The sequence below is a fragment of the Cellulosimicrobium composti genome (assembly GCF_009711085.1).
Lineage (GTDB): Bacteria > Actinomycetota > Actinomycetes > Actinomycetales > Cellulomonadaceae > Cellulosimicrobium > Cellulosimicrobium composti.
The window spans coordinates 11196-31956 of record NZ_WMKA01000045.1 but is presented as its reverse complement, the minus strand read 5'-3'; the positions used below and the strand labels follow the sequence as shown (position 1 = coordinate 31956).

Annotated in this window: 14 protein-coding genes; 11 read left to right on the top strand and 3 right to left on the bottom strand. The window is 75.3% G+C overall.

All coding sequences use genetic code 11. From position 1 onward, the window contains the following. The first annotated feature begins 449 nt into the window (after positions 1-449). Complete coding sequence (locus GJV82_RS20800; RefSeq protein ID WP_155099873.1) at positions 450-1139, top strand: phosphatase PAP2 family protein; 690 nt, start codon at positions 450-452, stop codon at positions 1137-1139. On the opposite strand, the gene GJV82_RS15640 is transcribed toward GJV82_RS20800, so the two are convergent. After that, positions 1136-2284, bottom strand: a complete 1149-nt coding sequence (locus tag GJV82_RS15640) for a glycosyltransferase family 4 protein (RefSeq protein WP_155099872.1) — start codon at positions 2282-2284, stop codon at positions 1136-1138. The two genes, GJV82_RS20800 and GJV82_RS15640, sit on opposite strands and share 4 nt — an antisense overlap. Before the next feature lie 182 nt (positions 2285-2466). Here GJV82_RS15640 and GJV82_RS15635 point away from each other — a divergent pair, with 182 nt between their 5' ends. After that, positions 2467-3546, top strand: coding sequence for a glycosyltransferase family 4 protein (locus GJV82_RS15635; RefSeq protein ID WP_115943080.1), 1080 nt, complete (start codon positions 2467-2469; stop codon positions 3544-3546). Positions 3547-3584: 38 nt separating this feature from the next. Here GJV82_RS15635 and GJV82_RS15630 read toward each other — a convergent pair whose 3' ends face one another. Then, positions 3585-6959: a hypothetical protein gene (locus GJV82_RS15630; RefSeq protein ID WP_155099871.1), complete on the bottom strand. Its 3375-nt coding sequence runs from the start codon at positions 6957-6959 to the stop codon at positions 3585-3587. A 172-nt stretch (positions 6960-7131) separates the two neighbouring features. On the opposite strand from GJV82_RS15630, the gene GJV82_RS15625 reads away from it, so the two are divergent. The 7 genes from GJV82_RS15625 to GJV82_RS15595 are packed head-to-tail and all read left to right on the top strand — an operon-like array spanning position 7132 to position 14696. After that, a complete protein-coding gene (locus GJV82_RS15625) occupies positions 7132-8346 on the top strand; it encodes an ABC transporter ATP-binding protein (protein WP_115943081.1) in 1215 nt (404 codons plus the stop codon). 1 nt (position 8347) lies between these two features. Beyond that, positions 8348-9184, top strand: coding sequence for an ABC transporter permease (locus GJV82_RS15620; RefSeq protein ID WP_115943082.1), 837 nt, complete (start codon positions 8348-8350; stop codon positions 9182-9184). Then, positions 9184-10026 carry a glycosyltransferase family protein gene (locus GJV82_RS15615; RefSeq protein WP_115943083.1) on the top strand — a complete coding sequence of 281 codons (843 nt, stop codon included), beginning with the start codon at positions 9184-9186 and terminating at the stop codon, positions 10024-10026. The genes GJV82_RS15620 and GJV82_RS15615 overlap by 1 nt, the downstream gene beginning before the upstream one ends. After that, complete coding sequence (locus tag GJV82_RS15610; protein ID WP_115943084.1) at positions 10023-11009, top strand: glycosyltransferase family 2 protein; 987 nt, start codon at positions 10023-10025, stop codon at positions 11007-11009. The genes GJV82_RS15615 and GJV82_RS15610 overlap by 4 nt, the downstream gene beginning before the upstream one ends. Beyond that, positions 11006-12220, top strand: a complete 1215-nt coding sequence (locus GJV82_RS15605; RefSeq protein ID WP_155099870.1) for a glycosyltransferase family 4 protein — start codon at positions 11006-11008, stop codon at positions 12218-12220. The genes GJV82_RS15610 and GJV82_RS15605 overlap by 4 nt, the downstream gene beginning before the upstream one ends. Beyond that, positions 12217-13464 carry a GNAT family N-acetyltransferase gene (locus tag GJV82_RS15600; RefSeq protein WP_115943086.1) on the top strand — a complete coding sequence of 416 codons (1248 nt, stop codon included), beginning with the start codon at positions 12217-12219 and terminating at the stop codon, positions 13462-13464. Before GJV82_RS15605 ends, GJV82_RS15600 begins: the two co-directional genes overlap by 4 nt. Then, positions 13461-14696 (top strand): GNAT family N-acetyltransferase, encoded by a 1236-nt coding sequence (locus tag GJV82_RS15595; RefSeq protein ID WP_115943087.1) that lies wholly within the window; start codon positions 13461-13463, stop codon positions 14694-14696. The genes GJV82_RS15600 and GJV82_RS15595 overlap by 4 nt, the downstream gene beginning before the upstream one ends. A gap of 12 nt (positions 14697-14708) precedes the next feature. Here the strand turns inward: GJV82_RS15595 and GJV82_RS20545 are convergent, their stop codons facing one another. Further along, positions 14709-18344, bottom strand: a complete 3636-nt coding sequence (locus tag GJV82_RS20545) for a LamG-like jellyroll fold domain-containing protein (protein WP_155099869.1) — start codon at positions 18342-18344, stop codon at positions 14709-14711. A gap of 231 nt (positions 18345-18575) precedes the next feature. Here GJV82_RS20545 and GJV82_RS15585 point away from each other — a divergent pair, with 231 nt between their 5' ends. Together GJV82_RS15585 and GJV82_RS15580 are read left to right on the top strand one after the other, a co-directional pair. Next, positions 18576-19976 carry a hypothetical protein gene (locus tag GJV82_RS15585; RefSeq protein ID WP_115943089.1) on the top strand — a complete coding sequence of 467 codons (1401 nt, stop codon included), beginning with the start codon at positions 18576-18578 and terminating at the stop codon, positions 19974-19976. Further along, the gene (locus GJV82_RS15580) at positions 19973-20758 is read left to right on the top strand and encodes a hypothetical protein (protein WP_115943090.1); all 786 of its coding nucleotides are present in this window, start codon (positions 19973-19975) and stop codon (positions 20756-20758) included. Before GJV82_RS15585 ends, GJV82_RS15580 begins: the two co-directional genes overlap by 4 nt. The last annotated feature ends 3 nt before the right edge of the window (positions 20759-20761 follow it).

Below are 20761 nucleotides of genomic sequence, written 5' to 3'. Positions count from 1 at the left end.
GCGCGCGCCCGCCATCGCGGCGAGCAGCGGCGGGCGGGCGCCGGCCGGGCCGACCACGTCCGCCTCTCCGCGGGCGCGCACGTGCTCGACCGCGGCCGCGGCGGCGGGGTCGGCGAGCAGCGCGGGCAGGATGCCGGTGAGGTTCATGCGGTGGGGTCCCTCCGAGGACGGTGGTCGAGAGCGTCGGCGCCCGCGGGGCGGGCTCGGGTCGAGGACGGGGCGAGGACACATCGAGGACACGACGGGGCAGCACGAACGGCCCGGACCGAGGCTCGTCGAGGGTGGCGAGCGGGTCCGGGCTGCGGTCGTGCAGGACGACGCGTCCCAGCGTACGCCTCGGCGCCCACACGTCCTCCGAGGAGAGCGCGTCCGGTCGCGCGACGTTTTCACCCGGCCGACGCGCGGCACCCCCGGTGACACGGTCCCCGCCGCTCCGCCATGCTCGGGACGTGCCCCGCCGCACCGACCTCCCCGCGCCCGCGCGCACCCGGCCGCGCGCCGCCGCGCCCCTCGTGCTGCTCGCGCTCGTCGTCGCGGTCTTCGTCGCGCTCTGGGCCGCCTCGCACCTCACCGTCGCCGGGCAGCAGGCCGACGCCGGCGCGTTCCGCACGCTCGCGCCCCTGCACGACGTCGGGCGCGACGTCGCGGGTGCGCTCCGCCGCGGGCTGCCCGTGGCGTGCGCGGTCGTCGCGACCGTGCTCGGCCTGGTCGCGCTCGTGCGGCGGGCGTGGCGCGACCTGATCGCCGCGGTGCTCGTCGCGGTCGGCACCGCCGGCGTCGCGATCGGGCTGCGCGAGGTGCTCGTCCGGCCGGACCTCGGCGGCTACGGCTACGCGCACCAGACGTTCCCGAGCGGTCACGTGGCCGTCGTCGGCGGGCTGTGCGTCGCGGTCTGGCTCCTGTGGCCCTGGCCGTCCTCGCGCGCCGTGGCCGGGTGGGCCGGGCTCGCCGTCACCGCCGTCGCCGCGCTCGCGTCCGTCGTCACGTACGCGCACCGGCCGAGCGACGTCGTCGGGTCGCTCCTCGTCGCGACCGCGGCGGCGGTCGCCGTCGCGTGGGCGCTCGACGTGCCGTCGGGCCCCGCGGAGGCCCGACCGGACGCCCGGCCGGGCGACCGGCCCGCGCCGAACAACGCCTAGCGCGACCCGTCGAGGCCCGCGTAGAGGTCCTCGTACCGGTCGACGACGCGCTCCCAGGTGAAGTCCTCCACCCGGCGCCGGCCCGCGGCGCCGATCCGCTCGGCCCGCTCCGGGTCGTCGAGCAGACCGAGCACCGCGCCGGCGAGCGCCGTCGTGTCCTGCGGGTCGACGAGCACGCCGTCCACGCCGTCCGTGACGATCTCCGGCGGACCGCCCCGCACGGTCGCGACGAGCGGGCGTCCCGACCGCCACGCCTCCAGGACGACGAGCGGGGCCGCGTCCGCGCGGCTCGGCACGACGACGACGTCGGCCGCGGCGAGCCGCGCCGCCACCTCGGGTGGGTCGAGCCGGCCGGGGAGCTCGACGCGGTCCGTGAGCCCCGCCGCGTCGACCCGGCGGCGCAGGGCGCCCGCCGCGCTCCCGTCCCCGACGACGACGAGCCGCGCGCGGTCGCGCAGCGCCGACGTCGCGAACGCGTCGACGAGGAGGTCGAACCCCTTGACGTGCTCGATCCGGCCGACGGCGACGACCACGGGCTCGTGCGCGGGGGCCGTGCGGGGCGCGGGAGCGGGCGCGCCCGCCAGGTCGACGCCGTTCGGCACGACGACCGCGTCCGCGGCGCCGAACCGGACGAGGTCGTCCGCGACGACGCGCGAGCACCCGGTCACGGCCCCCGCGACGCGCACCGAGCGCTCGAGCGCCGCGCGCAGCAGGCGCGAGTGCTCGAACACCGCGTGGTCGTCCGCGAACGTCTCCCCGTGCGAGCTGACGACGACCGGCGTCCGGGTCAGCGTCCGCAGCGCGAGCGCGTAGGCGCCGTTCGGGCCGAAGCACTGCACGTGCAGGACGTCCGGTCGGAAGGCGCGGTACGCGCGCGCCCAGGCGAGCCCCGCCGCGGGGGCGGCGAGCGCGAAGCGCGCGACGTCGCCCGGCCGGGTCGACGGCTGCGGCGTCGGCAGGTAGCGCACGAGGACGCCGTCCACGCGGCGCGTGCCGAGGTGCTCGCCGCGGTCGACCGTCCAGACCTCGACCGGCGTCCCGCGCGACGCGAGCACGCGGGCGACGTGCCGCACGTGCGACTCGACACCCCCCGTGTGCGGGTCGAACGAGCTCGCGACGAGCGCCACCCGACGACGCGCTGCCATGCGCCCCTCACCCTCTCGCGGGACCGCCCGCGCCCGGTCGACGATCACCCGTTCATCACCCGCTCGCGCAGGTCCGACGGGGCGTCGGCGCCACTAGAGTGGGCCACTCTACCGACCGCGTCGACCGTCCCGGCCGTGCCGCACCACGTCGCGACGCCACGTCCCGAGGGGGATCGTTCCCGATGCCGCAGCTCGTCGTCGCGACCGTCGCGGTCGAGGTCCCCATGGGCGCCCAGGTGTACCAGGAGGAGGTCGCCGCGCGCGCCGCGGCGGCGCTCGCCGACGGCGCCTCCGGGTCGGCCGGGCGCGGCTGGTCGGTGGACCGCGCGGTGTTCCGCTCGCTGCGGTCCCCGCTGCCCGGGACGCGGCGCCTCCCGCTCGGCCGGCTCGCGTCCGCCGGCCCGGGCGTGCGTCGCGCCGTCGGCCGCGCGGTGTACCCGCGCGACGCCGTCGTGCACCGCGTGGGGCTCGACCTCCCGCCGCACCCGACGCGCGACGTCGTGGCCGTCCAGGACGTGGTCTCGTGGCGCTACGACGACGAGTCCGCCCCCGTGCGCGCCGCCGCCGAGGAGGTCCGCCGCGCCGCGGCGGTCGTGTGCGTGTCGGAGTTCAGCGCGGACGAGGCCGCCGAGGTGCTCGGCCTGGCCGAGCGGCCCGCGGTCGCCTACAACGGCGTCGACCCGGTGTACTTCGCGGCCGAGCCGCTCCCCCGCGAGCGCCTCGCGGCGCTCGGCGTGGAGGGCCCCTACGTGCTGCACGCGGGCGGCGCGTCGCGGCGCAAGAACCTCGAGGAGCTCGCCGTCGCGTGGCGCGCGGTCCGCTCCGCGCGGCCGGACCTCACGCTCGTCATGAGCGGGCCGCCGCACCCGCGGCGCACCGCGCTGTTCGCCGACCTGCCCGGGACGCGGCTCGTGGGTCGGCTGCCGGGCGACCTCATGCCGGGCCTGGTCGCGGGCGCAGCGGCCGTCGTCGTGCCGTCGCGGTACGAGGGCTTCGGGCTGCCCGCGCTCGAGGCGATGGCGGCCGGCGTCCCTGTGGTCGCGGCCCGCACGAGCTCGCTGCCCGAGGTCGTGGGCGACGGCGGCGTGCTCGCCGAGCCGGACGGCGCGAGCCTCGCCGAGGCCCTCCTGTGGGTGACGACGCGCGACGCCGAGGTCGAGACGCTCGTCGGGCGCGGCCGGGAGCGCGCGGCCACGTTCACGTGGGAGCGCAGCGCCGCGCAGCACGCGGCGATCTGGCGCGCGGTCGCCGCGCGCGGCTGACCTCCGGCCGCGCACGACGGCCGCCGTCGCACCGGACCTCACCCCGCCGGCTCCCAGGCCCGGACCGCGCTGATCGTCGCGATCCACTCGCTCTCCGTCGCGAGCGGGAGGAAGTCGGGGTGCAGCCCGCCCACGATCCCCGTGTAGTTCGCCGCGAGCACCGGCACGTCGCGCTCGGTCGTCATGGGGAGCGTGACGCGCACCGCCGTGACCTCGACGGGGTCGAACGAGAACAGGGCCACGCGGTCGAGGAACTGGTCGGTCTGCTCCGCGACGTCGCGCCACGCACCGTCGGGCGTGCGGACCGAGACGGTGTAGTCGCGCAGGCCGGACGTGCAGCACCGGATGCCCGCGGTCGCGACGGCGACGCGGTCGATCGTGCGCGTCCCGTCCGTGGTGATCTCGACGCCGGGAGCCTCGTCGACGGACCCGTCGGGCAGGCGCCCCGAGCGCCACGGGTCGCGCACCGCGAAGGTGCCCGACGTGACGACCGCCGGGTCGTTCGCGTCCTCGTGCGTCGAGGTCGCGGACACGGGCCGGCCCTCGAGCACGTCGTCGCCGAACGCCTCGACCGGCGCCACCTCGAGCGCGGTGCCCACGGGGGCGACGAGCAGCACGGGAGCGCCGTTCACCGGGACCTCGACGCCGCCCCCGGGGACCTCGAGGCCGCGCTCGGCGCCGTACGGGTCGCGCGCCGTCACGGTCACCGCACCCCTGCGCGCGGAGAGCCGGACGGTCGTCGACAGGTCCTCGCTCCACAGCGCGAGCAGCTCGGCTCCCCCGCGCTCGCCCGTGCCCGGCGCGCGCACGGCGTGCACGCCCGGCGTCCCGGTCGCCACGGGCTCCGGCGCGCCGAACCCGTCGAGGAACGGAGCGCTCGCCGCGAACGCCGCGCCCGCGGGCTTGACGTACTGCCCGTACTGGAGCAGCGACCACGAGTTCCCCGCCTCGCCGAACCCGCCCTCGGAGAAGAAGTACGTCCACTCGTCGACGCCCTCGAGCCCGTACCACAGGAGCTTGCGCACGACGTCGGACCCTCCGGCCCAGAAGTTCGCGACGCCGTCCGACCACCACCCCGACTCCGTGTCCCAGACCGGGACGTCGCCGCACAGCGAGAGCGCCTCGCGCAGCGCGTCGAGCTCGGCGTCGTCCGCGGAGAACCCCTCCTCCTCCCACGACCGGTTGAAGCCCGTGTACGGGTGGATCCCGACGACGTCGAGGGAGTCGCACCCGCCCGCCAGGACGAGGTCGACCCACCACGCGGGCTCGATGCCGAGCGTGTTGCCCCCGACCACCACGACGTCGGCGTCCGCGGCGCGCGCCCCCGCCGCGAACGGCGCCCCGACCTTCGCCTCGTAGACCGTCGCGTCCGCGAAGCCCGTGGCGTTCGGCTCGTTCCACGGCTGCCAGTACCGGACCTGCGGCGCGCGCTCGTGGACCGTCGCGACGATCTCGCGCACCCAGCCCTCCCACGTGCCCGCCTCGACCGCGGCCTGCTCCGCCTCGCCGCCCGAGCCGAGCTGGAGCGCCAGGACCACGCCCGTCTCCTCCGCGAGCTCGGCCGCCGCCACGAGCTCGGCGAACGGGTCGACTCCGGCCGGGTCCTCGCCCTCCTCCTCGTCCGGCGCGAACGCGGCGTTCGGCAGGGAGTCCCACACGAGGGCCGCGGGGTCGGGCTCGGCCGTCGGGTCGGGCACGATCGCGCCGAAGTCGAGCTGCGTGCGGTGGCTCCCCACGCCGAGCTGGTGCGCGAGCTCGACGCCGCGCAACGGTCCCGCGCCGCCCCAGTCGGCGCCGTCCGCGAGCACCCCCGGGTCGAGGCGGCTGCCCGCGGCGGCCACGGTGTACCGCAGGCACGTGCCGGACACGGCGTCGCCCGTCGCCGCGTCGACGAGCGCGGCGTCGACCTCGTACACGCCCGGTCGCGCGGCGGGCAGGTCGAGCGGGACCTCGCCGCCGTCGGCGGGCAGGTCGACGACGGTCTTCTCGCCGACGACCGGGTCCCACACGCGCGGGTCCCCCCGGACCTGGTACCGGAGGCGGTACGTGCCGGCGTGCGCGCCCCACGCGTCGTCGAACGCGGCGGCGACGCGCGGCTCCGTCCCGTCGGGGAAGACGCCGTAGGGCGCGTCGACGAGCAGCCCCGCCCCGAGGCCGAGCCCGCCGAACAGCTCCTCGTTCGCCGCGTTGTACTTCACGGGCGCGCCGAGCTGGTAGGCCATGCGGTCGGCGGTGATCTCGGTGATCGAGAACCCGCCGTCCTCGCCGTGGGTGAGCACGTAGTACGGCGCGTCCCCGGCCGTGCCGTCGCGCAGGACGGGCGTGCGCTCCCAGAGGGCGAACGGCTGCTCGAGGTCCTTGTGCGTGTCGGGCCAGACGCCGCGGAACACGCCGTCGCTCCCCCACCACCGGAACCCCAGGTTCTCGTCCGCGACGACGAGGCCGTCCCCCGCCGGGCCGGTCGTCGCGCCCGTCGTGTCGTCGAGCCACGGCACGCGGGGGACGCCGAACGCGCGGCCGCGCTCCCACGAGGCGCCGAGGCGGCTCCCCGGCACCTCGCCGTCCGGGCCGACCGCGCGCACGTCGAGCGAGCGGCGCTCGTCGTCGCGCTCGTCGGTCTCCACGAGCGCCGTGCCGTCGGGCAGCTGGGCGAGCACGGCGCCCTCGAACGGGACCTCGTCGAGGACCTCGCCGTCGTCCGCGACCTCGTGCAGCACCGTGCCCGCCTCCTGGACCCCGACGACGGTCCGGCCGTCGACGGTCCACCGCACGGTGCCGTAGAGGTCGAGGAGGTCACCCGCGGTGTGCTCGCCCTCGGGGATCGTCGCCGTCCACGTCCGGGACCCGTCCGGGGCGACCTTCACCAGGTCGCGCCGCCGCTCGAGCGTGTCGAGGAGGTAGACGCTCCCGTCCGCGTCGACCTCGAACGAGTCGGTCCGGAACGTCTCGCTCGCGGCGTCGCGGTCGAGCGCGACGGGCGTCGTCGCCTCGACGTCGCCGGTCGCGAGGTCGTAGCGCGTCACCGTGTACGTGGCCTCGCGGTCCCACTCGAGCACGTACGCCGCGCCGTCGAGGACGCGGAACGTGACCAGGTCGCCGTCGTCGAGCGTGACGACGTCGTCGACGACCGTGCGGATCCCGCCGAGGTCGCCGGAGTCGACGCCGTCGTCGGTCACCTGCTCCAGGCGCGGGAAGCCGCACAGCGGCAGCGCACCGGACTGCGTGACGGGCGCGGTCGCGGGGACGGCCGAGGGGGTGAACATGCCCGCCGTCGCGACGTCCGGCTCGGGCGAGGTCCCGCCGCCCCCGAGCGCGACCGCGGCGACGACCGCCGCGACCGCGGCGACGACGCCGCTCACGGCGGTGACGTCGGCGCGGCGGTGCGCCCGGGCGTCGTCCTGGTCCGATGTCATCCGCGGCCTCGCCCTCGTGAGGCGGCACGGCGTGCCGTCCAGGCGATCGTAGGACCGGCGTGCCCGCCCTCCGAGGGCCTCCGGGCACTTTCACCCGCCTTCGTCCGGGTCTGCGCGTGATTCACCCGATCGACCCGGCCAGGACCGCTGCGCGGACGACTATCTTTCATCTGTGCAGGCGACCACAGAACCCGCGATCCGCGTCGCCGGGCTGGGCAAGACGTACCGGCTCGGTGCGTTCGGCGAGCGCCCGTCGACCGCGGCAGCCGCCGCGATCCAGTGGGTCCGGTCGACCGGCAAGCAGAAGTACACGCTCTTCGACGCCCTCGACGACGTCTCGTTCGAGGTGCCGCACGGCGAGGCGCTCGGCATCGTCGGGCGCAACGGCGCCGGCAAGTCGACGCTCCTCAAGATCCTCACGCGCGTCACCGCCCCGACTCGCGGGCGCATCGAGCTCAACGGCCGCGTCGGGTCGCTCCTGGAGGTCGGCACGGGGTTCCACCCCGAGCTCACGGGCAAGGAGAACATCTACCTCAACGGCGCGATCCTCGGCATGACGCGCAAGGAGATCACCCGGCGCTACGACGAGATCGTCGCGTTCTCGGGCATCGAGAAGTTCCTCGCGACTCCGGTCAAGCGCTACTCGTCGGGCATGTACGTGCGCCTCGCGTTCTCGGTCGCGGCGCACCTCGACACGGAGATCCTGGCGATCGACGAGGTGCTGGCCGTCGGCGACGCCGAGTTCCAGCGGCGCTCGATCCAGAAGATGCGCGAGGCCGCGCGGGGCGGGCGCACCGTGCTCTACGTGAGCCACCAGCTCCAGACGGTCCAGGCGCTGTGCACGTCGGCCGTTCTCCTCGACCGCGGCACCCTGAAGTACTCGGGCTCGGTCGAGGGGACGCTGCAGGCCTACCGCGACAGCTTCGAGAGCTTCGCCGCCGCGCAGTCGGACCCGGCCAAGCGCCCGGGCAACGGCAACCTGCGGCTGTCGTCCGTCCGCATGGAGGACGAGTTCGTCAAGTCGTCGCAGGACATCGTGGTCGACTTCGAGGCGCCGCCGAGCAGGAACCTCGTCGGGACGTACTTCGTCTCGATGCACATCAACAACGACCAGGGCACCGTGATCGCGCAGTGCGACTCGCGCCTCGTCGGCAAGTGGTTCGACCCGGAGAAGCCCCAGAAGGGCCGGCTCGTGGTCCGCGACCTGTGGCTCAAGCCCGGCCAGTACACGGTCGACGTGTACGCGTGCCAGGCAGGCGTGCTCGACGCGTGGGAGGGGGCGTGGCGCTTCGAGGTGCTGCCCGACCTGCCCTACCCCGAGTTCACGGAGCAGTCGAGCACCGAGAAGGGCATGGTCTTCGTGAACTTCGACTACGAGGGGGTCTGACGTGGAGCAGAGCGTCCAGCGCACCGTCATCACCCCGCCCGGCCGCCTCAACCTGCCGTCGTGGCGCGAGCTGTGGAACGCCCGCGAGGTCGCGGTCCGCCTCGCCCTGCGCGACATCATCGTCCGGTACCGCCAGACGATCTTCGGCATCACGTGGGTGATCGCCCAGCCGCTCGTCAGCGCGGGCATCTTCACCGTCGTGTTCGGGCAGATCGCCGACCTGTCCACGGGCGACGAGCACATCCCGTACTTCCTCTTCACGCTGGCCGGGATGCTCGCGTGGAACCTCTTCAACGGGTCGCTCGGCCGTGCGTCGGGCTCGATGGTCGGGAACCAGTCGCTCGTCCAGAAGGTCTTCTTCCCGCGCCTCCTCGTCCCGGTGTCGAGCCTCGCGTCGGTCGTCGTGGACTTCCTCGTCGCGCTCGTGCTCGCCGTCGTGCTCCTGTTCGTCTACGGGGTCAACCCGGGTTGGGCCGTCCTGCTGCTGCCCGTGTGGATCCTGCTCATCCTCATGGTCGGCACCGGCATCGGCCTCGCCGCGGCCGCCTACATGGTCAAGTACCGCGACGTCGGCTACGTCCTGCCGTGGCTCGTGCAGATCCTGCTCTACGCGAGCCCCGTCGCCTACGCGCTGTCGGAGGTCCCGGCGAACCTGCGCTGGTTGTTCGACATCAACCCCGTCACCTGGTTCCTCGAGGGCTTCCGGTGGTCCCTGCTCGGGACGGAGGCGCCCGTGACCTGGCAGGTCGTCGCGCTCGTCGTCGCGGCGCCGCTCATCCTGCTCGCCGGCACGCTCGTCTTCCAGAAGAACGAGCGCGAGTTCGCGGACTACATCTGATGCGACTCGCCGCGTACGTGCTGCTGGCCGACCCGAGCTTCCTCGCGGCGAGCCTGCGCGCCTACTACGACCGCGTCGACCGCATCGTCCTGTCCTACGACGAGACGTCGACCTCGTGGACCGGCACCCCCCTTCCCGTCGACGAGTGCCTCGCGATCGTCAAGGAGCTCGACACCGACGACAAGTGCGTGCACGCGCCGGGCCGCTTCGCGCGGCTCGACGAGCACCCCCTCGACAACGACACGTTCCAGCGCCAGACCGCGCTCGACGAGGCGTCGCGGGACGCCGACTGGGTCCTCCAGCTCGACACCGACGAGGTCATGCTCTCCCCGGACGCCTTCGTCGGGTCGCTCGGACGCGCCGAGGCGGCGGGCGCCTCCGGGCTCGACTTCCCGTCCCGGTGGCTCTACTCGCGCGTCGCGCCGGGACGGTACCTCGAAGCGAGCTCGCGGCTGGGGCGGCCCGCCGCGTCCTATCCCGGGCCGCTGGCGGTCCGTGCGGGGACGCGGCTCGTCCACGCCCGGCAGGCCGACGTCCCGCTCTACCGCGTGGACCTCGGCCCCTGGAACACCGACCCGGCGCGCCCGCGCGACGCGATCGTCCACGAGGTCGTGGACCCAGGGGCCGCCGTCCTCCACTTCTCGTGGGTCCGCCGGCCCGAGGCGATGCGCCAGAAGTTCGGGTGGTCGGGGCACACCGCCCACTACTCCCGGCCCGGGGTCTACGAGTCGTGGGTCGAGCGCACGCGCCATCCCCGGCGCACGGCTCTCACCTCTCCCTTCCGCCGTCGCGACTGGTTCCGCCTCGTGACCGTCCCCGAGCCGCCGGGAGGTGAGCCGTGAGCCTCAGCGTGAGCGTCGTCGTCGTGACCTACGGGCGCCCGGACAGCGTGCGCGAGTGCCTGGAGCACCTGCAGAGGCTCGACACGCCGCCGCTCGAGGTGGTCGTCGTCGACTCCACCCCGGCCGACACCACGCGCCGGCTCGTGCGCGAGGAGTTCCCCGAGGTGCGGCTGCTGCACAGCACCCTGGGCCGCGGCACGACCCCCGAGTCGCGCCAGATGGGGTTCGCCGTCACGCGCGGCGACGTCGTCGCCTTCGTCGACGACGACGCGTACGTCGCGCACGACTGGCTCGACGAGCTCGTCGCGCCGTACGCCGACCCGGACGTCGTGGCCGTCGGTGGCCGGGCGGACAACGGCATCCCGGGCGAGGAGCACGAGGGCCTCGACCGGATCGGCAGGCTCCTGCCGGACGGGCGGCTCACCGGGTACTTCGCCGCGGACCCGGGCCGGACCGTCGAGGTGGACCATTTGCTCGGGGCGAACATGTCGTTCCGGCGCAGCGCCCTCGAGGCGATCGGCGGCATCCGCGGCAACTACCCCGGGACGTGCCTGTGCGAGGAGTCCGACATCTCGCTGCGCCTGCGCGCGACGGGCGGCCGGCTGCTCTACACGCCGCGCGCCGTCGTGCGGCACATGGCCGCGCCCTACGGGATCGGCGGCAAGCGGTTCGACCGCCGCTACCTCTACTACGCGCGGCGCAACCACGTCGTCATGCTCGTGCGGAACTTCGGCTGGCGCGACCCGATGGTGCGCCGCTACGCGCGGACGACGTGGCGCGCGCAGTCGAGCTACTTGTGGGCGGTGCGCAGCCGCCTCGGGCCGACGATGGCCGACGGCTCACCGCGCTCGCTCCTGCGGCGCGTGACGGCGCCCGTCGTGCTGTCGCGCGCGGCGGCGGAGCTGTGGGGGCTCGCCGTCGGCTTCCCCGCGGCGCTCGTCGCGCGGAGGAACGACCGTGCGGACGGTGTCGCGACGCCATGAGCCCGCGCACCGAGGAGCGCGCGCCTGAGGGGGCGGCACCGAGCCCTCGACGCCTCGTCCATGTCATCACGCCCGGCGACCACTTCTCACCCCGGACCGGAAGCGCGGTTCCCACCGTCGTCGACGGCCTGAGCCGTCACGCCCGGCCCGACCGGCCGCGCCCGGCGGTCGTCGTCGCGGCCGGGACCTACCCGGACCGCTACGACAGCGCCGAGGTCCTCGAGTACGCCCCGGCCCGCGCCCGTCGCGCGGACCGCTGGGTCGACGCCGCGGCCGGACGCCTCGGGCTCCCCCGCCCGGGCGCGCGCCGCGTGCTCGGCGCGACGGTCGCCGCGCAGGCCCGGTGGGAGCCGAGCGTGGTCCTCGCGCACAACGCGCCCGCTCTCGTGCCGCTCGTGGACGCCGAGCGTCACACGCCCGTCCTCTACGCGCACAACCAGGTGCTCGGGGCGTGGTCCGAGCGCGACGCCGGTCGCGCGCTCGACCGGGCACCCGTGATCGTGTGCGTGAGCGACCATCTCGCCGACGCCGTGGCGAGCAGGCTCCCCGCGCGTCTGCGCGCCCGCGTGCGCACGGTGCGCAACGGCGTCGACTCCGCCGCCTTCGGCGTGCCACGCCCGCCGCGCGGCGACACGCTGCGAGTCGTCTACGTGGGCAGGGTGATCCCCGACAAGGGCGTCCACGTGCTCCTCGACGCCGTCGTCGCGCTGGCCCGGCCGGACGTCGAGCTGACGATCCTCGGCCGGCCGGGGTTCGCGGCGGACGCCCCCCTCACGGGCTACGAGCGTGAGCTGCGCCGGGCGGCGGAGCGCGCCGCGGGACCGGTGCGCTTCGGCTCGTTCGTCCCGCGCCCGGAGCTGCCCGCTCTGCTCGCCGCCGCCGACGTCGTCGTCGTCCCCTCGGTCTGGCCCGAGCCGTTCGCGCTCACCGCCCTGGAGGGCATGGCAGCCGGCGCAGCGGTCGTGGCGTCCGACGTCGGGGGCGTGCCCGAGGCCGTCGGCGACGCGGGCGTCCTCGTGCCGCCGGGGCAGCCGAGGGCTCTCGCGGACGCGCTCGAGTCGCTCGCCGACGACGCCACGGCCCTCGACCGCGCAGCGCGCGCGGCGGTCGAGCACGCAAGGCGGTGCGACTGGAGCGTCGCCGCCGCGCGTCTCGACGAGGTGCTCAGCGAGGTCACGGCCCTGGACGCGGGCTCCGGGAGCGACCGGTGAGCGCGCTGCGGGCGCGCACGGTCGCCCTCGAGGACCTCACCCCCGCGGACCACGAGCGGTGGGCCGACCTCGTCGACCGCGCGGTGGAGCCGAACCCGTTCCTGTCGCCCGCCTACCTCGCGACCGCGGCACGGCACCTGCCGGCCGCGCGGGGCATCGTCGCCGTCGTCGTCGAGGACGACGACGCCATGCACGCCTTCCTGCCCCTGAGCCGCGCACAACGCTTCGCGCGGACGCCCCTGCGGTACGCGACGACGGCCGGGCCGTTCCTCGGCTCGGAGGCCCCGCTGTGCGTCCCGCTCGTCGACGCCGAGCGGCCGGTCGAGACGCTCGGGGTGCTCCTCGATCACCTGTCGACACGCGCGTCCGGACTTCCCGGGCTCCTCGAGCTCACGCTCGTGCCGGTGGGGGGTCGCTTCGACGAGGCCCTCGTGGCCGCGTGCCGCGAGCACGACGTCCCCCTCGTGGAACGCTACCGGTTCGAGCGGGCGGCGTTCGTGCCGACCGCCAGCGGACCGCCGCCCCACCAGGCGCTGAGCACGTCGCGGCGCAAGCAGGTCGAGCGGCTCAAGCGACGTCTCGAACGCGCCGTGGGACCGCTCGTCATGACCGACGCCGGTCTCGACCCGGACGCGTTCGACGAGTTCGTGCGGCTCGAGGCCGCGGGGTGGAAGGGCACGACGGACGAGGGCGGCGCGCTCCAGGTCGTGCCCGGCGCGCTCGACTGGTTCACGGACGTCGTCGACGACCTGCGGGCCCGCGGCCGGCTCCACCTGTTCGTGCTCACCGCCGGGGACGAGGTCGTGTTCATCTCCGTGGTGCTCCGCGCGGGCGACCGCCTGTACTCTCTCATGGACACCTACGACGAGCGGTTCGCCAAGTTCAGCCCGGGCTCGATCGGCCGCGTCCTCGAGCAGGAGCACGTGCTCTCGCACACCGACGCGTCCCTGTTCGACCCGTGCCTGCACCCCCGCTACACGGTGCCGAGCGGTCTGTACCGCGACCGCCGGACCCTGCGCGGGATCGTCGTCGCCCCGCGCGGGGTCGTCGGCCGCGCGCTGCTGCGCAACTCCGCGAGCCTCCGCGCGCTCGCCACCCGGGCCGGCGACGCCGTCGCCCGGGTCCAGCGTGTCCTGGCGCGCGGGCGTGGCCTGATCGACCGTCCGGGCGCGACGAAGCGTCCGGTCCCGACGACGGACGCGAGTCCCGAGTCGGTGCAGCCCTCACCGCAGGAGCCGTCATGACCAGGACGCAGACGCTGCACGTCGCCGCGACCACCTACACCTCTCGCACCCTCGCGGTGCGCGGCATCCCGGGCGACGACGTCGCCGCGTGGAGCGCGCTCGCGCACCGTGCCGCCGAGCCCAACGTCTTCTTCGAGCCGGAGTTCCTCCTGCCGACGGTCTCCTCCTTCGACCCCGACGGAGGCGTGCGCCTCCTCGTCGTCGAGCGCGCCGGGGAATGGGTCGCCGTCATGCCGTACGAGATGGTCCCGGGCGACCGCCACTGGCCGCGCCGCCACGCGTCGAACGACGGTCCCGTCCTCAACCAGGTCACCTCGCTCGGCTCGCCGCTCCTCGCCGCGGCGGACCCGGACGCGGCAGCCGCCACGCTCGTCGCCGCGCTGCGTGCGCACGCCCGCGAGCTCGGCCGTGCGTTCGCGTTCGCCTACGTCGCCGACGACGGGGCGGCCGGCGGAGCGCTCCGTCGCGCGCTCGAAGGCGCTCGGGTCACGCTGCACGTCTGGGGCGGGGACGACCGCGCGGCGGTCCGCTTCGCCGAGCTGTCGGACGACGAGGACCCGCTCGCGCACGTCCCGCGGTCGCGCGCCAAGGCGGTCCGGCGCCGGGTGCGTCGACTCGGGGACGAGCTCGGGCAGCCGGTCGCGCTCTCCGCGAGCGCGCTCGTCCCGGTGACCGACCCTGCCGAGTTCCTGGCGTTCGAGCACGAGACGTGGAAGGCGGACCCTGAACGGAACGGTCCCGGCTTCTCCCGTGTCGAGGGCGGAGAGGCGTGGTTCAGCGAGGTCTTCTCCGCGTACGCCGCGATGGGGAACGCCTCGATCGTCGCGCTCGTCGCCGCCGGGGTCACGCTCTACATGGCGGGCTTCCTGCGCTCCGGCTCCCACGTGTTCGCGTGGTACGACGAGTACGCCGACCGCTTCGCGCGGTTCGCGCCCGGCGTCGTCGGCCGGCTGCTGACGATACGGCTGTTCGCCGCCGACCCGAGCGTCACGTTCCTCGACTCGTGCATGCACCCGTCGCTGTACCCCGACCAGAACGAGCTGTACCCGTCGCGGCTGCGCACCGCGTCGTACACGGCGGCGCTCGGCCCGCGGCCGGTCGGCTGGGTCCTGCGGGCCGTCCCCGTCCTGGGCCGGCTCCGGCGCCGCCTGGCACGACGGGCAGCGCCGGCACCCGCCGCGGCGGCGGCCACCGGGTCGGCGGCCACCGGGTCGGCGGCCGCCGCGGACTGAGCCCGGAGAAGGTCAGGAGCCGGGGAAGCTCCCCGCCGCGAGGGACGCGACCTCGGCGGGGCTCAGCGCGCGGTCGAGGAGGAGCACGTCGTCGACGGCGCCCTGGAGGGGGTAGCCGCCGCCCGGCTGGTCGCCCACGAGCAGCGGCCGGTCGTTCGTCCCGACGGCGGCGGGACCGACGACGGAGCCCTGCTCGACGCCGTCCACGTACAGACGCACGCGCGTGCCGTCGAACACGCCCACGAGGTGCGTCCAGGTCTGCCCGTCCACCGGGTACGACGAGGTCGCGTTCGCCCGGAACGTGTCGCCGGAGGTCGCCTGGTTCACCCGGAAGAACGCCCTGCCCGCGCTGGACAGCCCGATCTCGTACCCGTCGTGCGTCGCGAGCACGGCCTTCTTCACCACGTACTGGGTCGCGACACGCTCGGGCCGCACCCACGCCGCGACCGTCATCGGGCCCGAGACGTCGAGCGTGGCGGAGTCGGGCACGCTCACGCGGCCCGCCGAGCCGTCGAAGCGGACGGCCGTCCCGGCGACGCCCGCGACGCGCGAGACGCCGCCCGAGGCCAGCGCGCCGTGCACACCCCATCCCGAGCCGTCGGTCGCGGTCGAGCCCGTCTCGTCGAAGCGCCACGCGCCACGCGCACCGGCGGTGAGCAGCACGCGGACGGTGACCGTCGCGGGTTCCGACCACGCGCCGTCGGCTCCCGCGCGCACGGCGAACGTCGTCGTCCCGGTGAACCCGGGCGCGGGCGTGAACCGGACGCCTCCACCCACCGGGTCGGTGACCTCGGCGGTACCGGACGCGGGCGGCGTGACGACCTCGAGGGTCGCGCCCGGGCTCCCGGAGACCACGACGGTCCCCGAGACCGCGGCCCCGGCGACGGTCGAGAGCGCGAGGTCCTCCACCACCGGGGGCGCGACGGGCTCGACCGGCTCCGTCGGGTCCGTGCCCGGCTCCGTCGGATCGGCACCCGGCTCCGTGGGGTCCGTGCCCGGCTCCGTCGGGTCCGTGCCCGGCTCCGTCGGGTCCGTGCCCGGCTCGGTCGGGTCCGTGCCCGGCTCGGTCGCGCCCGGGTCGGTGGAGCCGGCACCGGGGTCGGTCGAGCCGGCCGTGCCGGCGTAGAGGGCGGCGACCTCGGACGCGCTCAGCGCACGGTCGTACAACCGCACCCCGTCCACCGCCCCCTTGAACGGATACCCCCCACCGGACTGGTCACCGATCACCAACGGCAGCGCGTTCGTCCCCACCGCCGCCGGACCCGCCACCGACGCCTGCTCCACACCGTCCACGAACAACCGCAACCGCGACCCGTCGAACGTCCCCACCACGTGCGTCCACGTCGACCCGTCCGCCACCGCCGCCGCCGGCGCGTTCACCCGGAACGCGTCCCCCGACGACGCCTGGTTCACCCGGAAGAACGGCCGACCCGTGCTCGCCACGCTCAGCTCGTACCAGTCCACCTCATACGACTGCGCCTTCTTCACCACGTGCTGCGTCGCCACCCGCTCCGGCCGCAACCACGCCGCCACCGTCATCGTCCCCGCCAGGTCGAGACCGGCGGAGTCGGGCACGGAGACCTTGCCGGACGCCCCGTCGAAGCGCAGGGCCTTGCCGCTGCGTCCGGCGACCCACGTCGTGCCACCGCTGATCGCGCCGTGGTGGCTCCACCCCGAGGAGTCGGCGGCGACGAGCCCGGAGCCTGCGTCGAGGTCCCAGCGTCCGCGCGCGCCCGCCTCGGACGTGACCGCGACGCTCACCCGCGCGACCCCCGACCAGAGGTCTCCGGCCAGGACGCGGAAGGTGAAGGCGTCGGTCCCCACGTACCCCGCGGTCGGCGCGTACCGGAACGACCCCGTGGACGCGTTCGTCACCTCGGCCGTGCCGTGCGCCGGCGGCTGGACGATCTCGAAGTGCAGCGGTGCGCCCACGGGGGACGAACCCTGGAGCGTGCCGGTGGCGACGCCGCCCATGACCGTCGACGCCGCCCCGTCGGTCGCCGTCGGGGCCCCGAGCTCGGTCCACCCGAGGCGCGCCGTGCCGGTCGTCGCGCTCGACGCCGCTAGGACGACGGCCTCACCCGGGACGTTCGCCTTGGAGCCCGTGACGTTGTTGTACGACCCGTCGAGCACGAGGTCGGGCGCGCCCGAGAAGTCGATGTCGTCGAGCGGCGTGACCTTCCCGAGGATGTCGTCGAGCTGCTCGCTCGCGGTGTAGAGGACCCGCAGGAACCCGGTCTGCTCGTCGACGAGCACGATGGGCCGCGTCCCGCGGCGGTCGACCTCGTGCACCGGGTCCCACGTGCCGTCGGGACGGCGCACGAGGAGACCGATCGTCGTCGCCGAGGGGCTGTCGTAGGACGTCTTGACGGCCGCGTACAACGTCCCGTCGGACGTCGCGGCCGCGTTGAGGTGGTCGTCGGCGAACCCGTCGCCGATGGGGAGCGCCGACGACTGGGCCGGCCTCTCGTCGGCGCCCCACGCCGTCGGGGCGGCCCCGTCGACGTGGGTGCGGAAGCCGAACCGCCGCGTCGCCTGGTCGGACCACATCACGCCGACCTTGCCGCCCGGGATGGCTGTCACGAGCGCGATGTCGTCCTCGGTGATCCCCGACGCGAGCGTGACGGGCGCGGAGAACGAGGCGTACGGCGCGTCCGCGTACCGGACCTGGACGGCCGACGCGGTGTCGGAGGCGACCCACATGCGGCCCGTCGTGTCGACGTCGAGCGTCGCCGTCTCGCTCCCCGGGAGCGACAGCGCGGTCGCCGCGGGACGCGCGGTCCACGGCACGTAGGAGCTCGTCGCGGGCGCGTGCTGGAGGGAGACAAGGGAGCTCGACGACCCGTGGAGGAGGACGTGCACGACGTCGCCGACCTGCTTGACGTCGGCCCGGACGTCGGTCCGCGACGACACGAGGGTCACGTTGGTCCACGCGGCACCGTCGTAGCGCCACACCCAGGTCCCGGCGGGGCTCGTGCTCGCGGACGCGAGCACCGCCCACCACGTGCCGTGCGCGAACCACGTCTTCGACTGCGGCTTCTCGCCGGTGTTCCCGGTGAGCGGGATGCCCGCTGCCGTGAGCGAGGTCGTGGCGTCCGGAGCCGCGGCCGGGGCGTCGGGCTCGGGGGCGGCCGCGGTCGCCGGCTGCCACGAGAGGCCGACGAGCCCCTCGGACGCGGGGACCTCGACCTCCACGAGGTACTGCTCGCCCGCCCGCGCGTCGACCGTGGCGGCGGACGTCGTGACGTCGCCGTCGTCGTCGTTCGTCGCGACCACCGGCCCGCGCGCCGAGCCCTCGCGCACGCGCAGGACCGTGTCGAGCTCGCTGCCCGCGGTGGAGAACGTGACCGGCCCGGACGCCGGGGCGGTCCAGGACCACCACAGCGAGCGCGCGACGACGCTCGGCGTCCCGGGTCCGCGGTGCGACTCCGGGAAGTTCGGGGCGACGTCCTGCCCGACGGCACCCCCGACGACGCGAGCCTCGGCCGCGACGTCGCCGACGACGTCGTCCGCCGCGGCCACGGCCGGGGCGGGCCCCCACCCGCCGGGCTCGGACGCGGTGACGAGGACGCCCACGCCCAGGGTGACGGCGACCAGCGCGGCGACCGCCCGAGCGTGGCGCCGGTGGGGTCGGGAGGGAACGGACATGATGACCTGCCAGTCGTGTGTGCTCGGACTCTCAGCGAGGGAAACAGCGCTCGCCCCCCGGGCGCACGTACCACCTCCGATCGAACCACGGTCACGGCCCTGGACGGGAGTGCATCCGGGCAAGTTCACCCGCGCGAGGGCTACTGGACGTCTCCGCGGGGGCCGTACCTTACTGTCTGCTGGTCGGTCGCCGGCGCACACGTGTTCCGGAGACGGATGGGGAGGTTCCAGATGCGCGAGCCCCGGGCGTCGGACGACGGCAGGACCGCAGGTGGCGGCACGGACGGCGTCCTGGTCGCCGACCGCGCCGCGACACCGGTCGAGCGCTTCTCCCCCTCCGCGCTGACCTACGCGTACGACGCGGCGCGCGGGACGTTCGCCCACCAGTACGACCGCGACCTGCAGCTGGTCGTGCTCTGGTCCGACGCGCGCCCGCACGAGGCCGAGGTCCTGGAGATCCTGCGGCGCGAGCTCGTCGTGCTCGCCGAGATCGAGGTCCGCTGGTCGCCGGACGAGGTCGTCACGAACTTCGAGCGCCTCTACGGCCAGGAGCTGTGGGGCACGTCCCCGAAGCCCGAGCAGGTCGGGGCGGGCCCGTTCCTGCTCGTCGTCGTCGAGGACCCCGACCCGCGGTACGGGTACCGCAGCAACGTCACCGGGTACGTCGAGCTGACGAACCTCGCGGTCGCGCGCGCCAAGGCCGCCGCCCGGTCGCTCGTCGGCGGGTACCGGATCCACTCCAGCAACAACATCCGCGAGTTCTTCCACGACGCGACGCTCGTGCTCGGCGAGGACCGCCTGCGGTCCGTCCTCGCGCACACGGGTGACGAGCCGTACCGCGAGGTCGTGTCGGACGACGTCGTCGGGAGCGGGGGGTGGCGCGACCTCGCCGAGCTGTTCGGCGTCCTTCGTCTGACGAGCGAGTACGTCGTGCTGCGCAACGCGGAGGACCTGCCGGTCGCCCTGGAGGAGGACCGCGAGATCGACGTGCTCGCGCGCGACCGCACCGACCTCGCGGCCGTGGCCGGCGCGCGACCGCTCGACCCGGGCGGGCAGGGCGTCCAGCACGGCTGCCTCGTCGCCGGGGAGCAGGTCGTGCTCGACGTGCGCGAGGTCGGCGACGGCTACCTCGACCGGCGCTGGCAGGACGACCTGCTGCGGCGACGCGAGTGGCACGCGGGCTGCGTCGCGGTCCCCCGCGTCGACGACCACTTCTTCTCGCTGCTCTACCACGCGAAGGTGCAGAAGCCGGCCGTGAAGCCGGTGTACGTGCCGCGGCTGCGCGCGCTCGCGCGCGAGGTCGGCCTGCCCGCCGACGTCGCGGAGCGCATCACCGACGACGACGTCGCGGCGAGCGTGCTCGACGGCTTCCTCTCCGCCCACGGGTACGGCCTGCCGCGCAGCGAGGACGCGGGCGTGCACCGCAACGACGCCGTCGTCGAGAGGTTCCGGCTCACCTCGGTGGAGCCGACCGCGCTGTCCCTCGCACGCACGGAGCTGTGGCACGCGGCGAGGCACTCGCGCGCGGCGGAGCTCGCCGCGCGGTCGACGCTCCTGCGCGGCGCGTTCCGCGGCGGCCGCGCGGCCGTGCGACGGGCCCGCCGCCTGGTGCGCAGGGAGGCGGGCTCGTGACGGAGACCCAGCCCGAGGGGCCGGTCGGCCCCGCCACGACCGGCGCACCGATCGGGCGCGACGTGCGGCCGGAGCCGGGCGTGCGGCGCACGCTCACGAGCCGGGTCCTGGGCCGCGCCAAGCTCGTGTACCTCTTCGGCTGCCCGGTGACCTCGACGTTCGTCAAGAGCACCGACTACGCGGTGACCGTGTACACGACGACGCGCGGGCAGGCGACGGTCGGCAAGTTCTTCGCGCGCGGCGAGCTCGGGCGCTCGGGCTTCGCCGCGGAACGGCTCGCGGCGGACGTCGTCGGCGACCGCGCGTGGCGCATGCCGGTCGTGCGCTGGCACCGGCGAGGGTTCACGGTGCCGCGGCTGCCCGACGAGGCGCGGCTCGACCTCGCGTGCCGGGACATGAACCGTGCGCAGCGGCTCGAGGCCGGCGTGTGGGCGCTCGACGTGCTGCTCGAGATCTACCTGCTGGGCTACCTGCACGGGGACCTGCAGCCCCACAACGTCTGGCTCCTCGACGGCCGGCTCGTCGCGACGGACTTCGAGACGTTCTCGAAGCGGACCCCGGGCATCCCGTTCCTCGACTCGGGCGACGTCACCGGCAACGACCCCGCGCCCCGGCCGCGCCCGCTGGACCCCGCGTTCGACCCGGACGACGACTGGTCGTTCCACCACGTGCTCGGCGTGAGCCTCGAGGACGCCGTGCAGGGCCTGCGCGCACGCCTCGCCGCCGCCGACGACGACACGTCGCGGCGCAAGCTCGACGCGCTCGAGGGCCGGACCGGATGACGC

Coding starts and splice junctions, on each gene's coding strand:
- GJV82_RS15605 (WP_155099870.1), top strand. CDS start 11,006: ATGAGCCCGCGCACCGAGGAGCGCGCGCCTGAGGGGGCGGCACCGAGC.
- GJV82_RS15585 (WP_115943089.1), top strand. CDS start 18,576: ATGCGCGAGCCCCGGGCGTCGGACGACGGCAGGACCGCAGGTGGCGGC.
- GJV82_RS15635 (WP_115943080.1), top strand. CDS start 2,467: ATGCCGCAGCTCGTCGTCGCGACCGTCGCGGTCGAGGTCCCCATGGGC.
- GJV82_RS15630 (WP_155099871.1), bottom strand. CDS start 6,959: ATGACATCGGACCAGGACGACGCCCGGGCGCACCGCCGCGCCGACGTC.
- GJV82_RS15595 (WP_115943087.1), top strand. CDS start 13,461: ATGACCAGGACGCAGACGCTGCACGTCGCCGCGACCACCTACACCTCT.
- GJV82_RS15640 (WP_155099872.1), bottom strand. CDS start 2,284: ATGGCAGCGCGTCGTCGGGTGGCGCTCGTCGCGAGCTCGTTCGACCCG.
- GJV82_RS15615 (WP_115943083.1), top strand. CDS start 9,184: ATGCGACTCGCCGCGTACGTGCTGCTGGCCGACCCGAGCTTCCTCGCG.
- GJV82_RS20545 (WP_155099869.1), bottom strand. CDS start 18,344: ATGTCCGTTCCCTCCCGACCCCACCGGCGCCACGCTCGGGCGGTCGCC.